We start from the raw sequence: 3,863 nt of genomic DNA, 5'->3' as shown, positions 1-3,863 counted from the left end.
GCTTGAGCCAGCAGATCAAGAGCAACTCCCTGTCGTTCGCTGTCCACCTTGGACTACTCTTCGCTCGTGCCTCACTTGGTAGCTCCATGCCTCGATTCTCGGCAACGGTTCCCATACTTCCCCTAATTATATCAGGGTGAAGTATGGTTTGACAATAAATGTGTTTAAATGTGTTGACATTTAACTTTACATTTATTAGCTAAGATGGTTTAATGTGTTTAATAAACATATTAAACACATTATTAGAAAGGTACGAATATGAACGTAACTCAACTTACCCCCCAGTCTGCCCAAGTCGCTCACAAGGAATTATTGGAATCTCTTGGTTCAGAAAATAACCCTCAGCAATGGATGATTTTCATGGATGCTGTCGATAAACACATCCCTGAAATGTCATCGAAAGGAAGACTCTCAGCGCAGACAATTGAGCGCAGCTTAATAGGTCAGCTAGGCTTCAAATCTTGGAAAGAATATGTCGAATCACCACTAAAAAGTGGCGGTTTGAACTGGTCAATTGGCGGTTGGAATTCATTCAGAAGAGCATGGACAATCGTTAAAGATTACCCATTCTTACGACAAGAAGAAATTAAGGCAGGTTGGCTAAACGCACTTGCCAATGAGTTAAAGAAAAACGAAATAGAATTCCCGAAAACCAAACGAGAACTTGAAGAAATTCAAAATCAAAAAGCAGATAAAAAAGCCGAAAATAAAAACTCTCAGCTCAATGAAGCGAATGAGAAAATTGCTGAACTTGAAGAGGCGGTAAACAAACACCGCAAAGAATCAGGTCTTAGCCAAATCGAAAACAAAGAGCTATCAGCGCAAATTAAACTATTTGATTCAATCACAGACAAACACATAAAAAAAATAGAAACTCAGGCTACCCAGATAAGTGAACTCAAAGCCAAAGCAAGACAAAAACCACGAAAAATAGGACGTTTAGAGGCTCTAAAAATCCTATTCCTCGGAGACTAAACCTCGATGCATTCACCAGTTTCCGCATCCAATCGCCATGTTAAAGTGTGGCGATTAAACCACTCGTTAATGGCTTTTCTCCCTCCAACTTCAGCGCAATTCAAGATGATCGCTCTAGCATCATGTTTTAAAACAATACTCCATTGGTCTTTTGTCAAAAGCCCTAGTGAATCTGCACTATCTTCTTGCTCCAGTGCTAATTCTTCATCAGTCTTTTCATCCAGTTCTGCCCAGTCCTTGAGTCCATGACTCCAGAAAATCTGACGCTTTCCTTTCATGACTTTTGAGTATTCAATCCAACGTTCGCCCGACTCTTCATTACCATTGTCAAACTCAACAAGAAACTGAAATGGATGCACCCCTTTTTTCTTCCCTGATTTGGTTGAAGCCTTTGCAATCTCACGGTCAGCACCCCAGTGATTACTGTCATCTTGCTTTGCCAGATAGTCAGAGTTACTAGCATTATCTTTCACATCTACCGCATGTTTTCTAAATGCTTCAACCTTTGATTCATCCAATAATCCCGCACGTTTACAAGCCGATTCCCATCGTTTCAGAATCTCTTTTTCAAGCCACTCAGCATTGGTAGTGCTATCCATAATCCAAATTTCATGAGTGTGCGGATGCCAACCATTTTCGCCATATGTCAGCTCAAGTGAACGAATTAACCCTTTAAACCCTGCCTTTGCTTTTACTTTTGACCACGGATTACCAGAGCGCAATTTCTTCAAAGCGTCACGTTGACGCTCCATAAGATCATCGAGCTTTTGAAAGCTCATGTGAGGAAAAGTCAGAGTCACCATCACACATTTCAAACCACTCTCGTATGCCTTATCCATCCCCTTGGAAATCTCCAAGCGTCTTCTCTCTTGAATTTTTGCAGTGCAAACAGGACACGACCACACCGATCCACAGACCGCAAGACCCGTGTAAAATGCTTTTTTGTGCTCTTTTGATAGCTTCACATCTACCTCACCAATTCTGGTGTGCAGACACTTAGCAGTACGATGATAATTAAACGGATGCTCTAATTTTTTTCGGTGTCCTTCACGACCGAATAAAATCCTCGCAATCCCTTGAATTCTATAGCGTTCCGCCCTTTTTTCGCGGATGATTTTCGAATCATCTTTAGGGGGGGTAGCAGATTTCGTGTTGTTACCGAGGCGATCCGCCTTCGGCGTTCCGCTAACAGCGTTACGTGTTGATGATTTCGTGCTCACACGACCCCCTATGCGTCTGCATAGGAGTTATGAGCATATAGAAACTATTGAGTTTCTTAAGAAGATTAGCCATAATTACCTTACAAGTTAGTTGATTTAAGCCAGCCGAGGAATTTGCCGTTCCGTTGAAGCTGGCTTTTTCATGTCTGAAATTTGCCGTAACAAACATGAAGCCTTTCGAATAGAATACACCCGCTCAAACATTCAGGTCAAATAACCCCTTGAGCAAAGTGAGTTTTACCTACCCAAACCCAAGTCTTGAGTTCGTTTTTTAACATGCGTCCTAGCTGAATCAAGATCGTTGTGATTTTCTCGCACCAGGTCTTCACATGGCTCACCTGGCTTAACCGCCACAGCAGAAGCCGACCCTTTACGAACGTCACCATAACGATTTAATGATTTAGTCGCTCGATGGCCCATCAAGTACGCTTGCTCTTTTCTACTTAGACCCGATGCTTTTAAGTTTGAGCCATGCTGATGCCGTAAAGTGTAGAGGCAGATTTTCAGCTTTCGCCTTGGAAATGTCTTCACCGATATTTTATCAAAACGCCTTTGAACACGACCCACAAGATCCGAAACCGATATTCCAGAATCCTTAGCACTTCCTTGCAGCAACAAAACAGCTCGATTTAGCCTTTCGATGTTTTCAATATCGTACTCATCGAACTGAATCGTTCTATCCAATCCACGGCTATTTTTTTCATCTTTCTTTACTGATTCGATACGGTACGAGCTAAACCCCAAACGTGTAACACTCGAAATTTCTGACGGGCGGCAGCCTGTCAGGCTCATTATTTCCATCACAGATTTCGTATCCTCATCTGCAACTGAAAATAACTTATCAAAATCAGCCTTGGTTATTCCTGTTGCTTTTCTTCGCTTTTTTGATGCGTCAGGCAAACCATGCTTTTTATGCGCACCGTTCGCTGTGAGAGGGTTTTTAAGCGCCTTTATCGCATTACCTTGCTTTGCGTACCCCTCAGCAAAACACCACTCTGCATAAGCTGTTTTAAGCCTCCGCCAATAGGCGGGCGTAGTAGAACCCGAACGCTCTTTTAGAGCGTTCAAATATTCCGATGGTGGAATATGTCCTAGCTCGCTTTCTTCCTGTACCGTCTTCACAAAGTGCGCTCCTAAGCGCACATACTCAAGCCTCGTTGATTCTTTCATCAATCTTATTCCTGTTAATTGCTTTGAGTCCGTCAAGAGCGCCAGAGCGTCTAGTATGGCAATGCTGCACTTCGTGACAGCATCACCAACCAGACAAGGCTACTTAGAAGCATCTGGTTCAATCAGAATAACGGTTTCTACAAAATAACGATTCATCGCCTTGGCTCGAATAGTTTTTTTGCAGACACTCCGTGATTCAGCTTGAGCCAGCAGATCAAGAGCAACTCCCTGTCGTTCGCTGTCCACCTTGGACTACTCTTCGCTCGTGCCTCACTTGGTAGCTCCATGCCTCGATTCTCGGCAACGGTTCCCATACTTCCCCTAATTATATCAGGGTGAAGTATGGTTTGACAATAAATGTGTTTAAATGTGTTGACATTTAACTTTACATTTATTAGCTAAGATGGTTTAATGTGTTTAATAAACATATTAAACACATTATTAGAAAGGTACGAATATGAACGTAACTCAACTTACCCCCCAGTCTGCCCAAGTCGC

3 protein-coding genes are annotated in these 3,863 nt (G+C 42.6%); 1 reads left to right on the top strand and 2 read right to left on the bottom strand.

The window, feature by feature from the left end; translation table 11 throughout:
* Positions 1-258 precede the first annotated feature (258 nt).
* Entirely contained in the window at positions 259-975 is a 717-nt protein-coding gene (locus tag L4D78_RS28040) for a hypothetical protein (protein WP_428469968.1), read from the top strand.
* Here L4D78_RS28040 and L4D78_RS28035 read toward each other — a convergent pair.
* The gene (locus tag L4D78_RS28035) at positions 972-2,195 is read right to left on the bottom strand and encodes a protein rep (RefSeq protein ID WP_428469967.1); all 1,224 of its coding nucleotides are present in this window, start codon (positions 2,193-2,195) and stop codon (positions 972-974) included. The genes L4D78_RS28040 and L4D78_RS28035 overlap by 4 nt on opposite strands.
* A 237-nt stretch (positions 2,196-2,432) precedes the next feature.
* Positions 2,433-3,365 carry a site-specific integrase gene (locus L4D78_RS28030; RefSeq protein ID WP_151418150.1) on the bottom strand — a complete coding sequence of 311 codons (933 nt, stop codon included), beginning with the start codon at positions 3,363-3,365 and terminating at the stop codon, positions 2,433-2,435.
* Between the last annotated feature and the right edge of the window lie 498 nt (positions 3,366-3,863).

Origin of the sequence: Photobacterium minamisatsumaniensis, assembly GCF_050336695.1 — a bacterium.
Lineage (GTDB): Bacteria > Pseudomonadota > Gammaproteobacteria > Enterobacterales > Vibrionaceae > Photobacterium > Photobacterium minamisatsumaniensis.
Note: the sequence above shows the minus strand (reverse complement) of the source record. Positions and strands in the feature narration are given on the sequence as shown.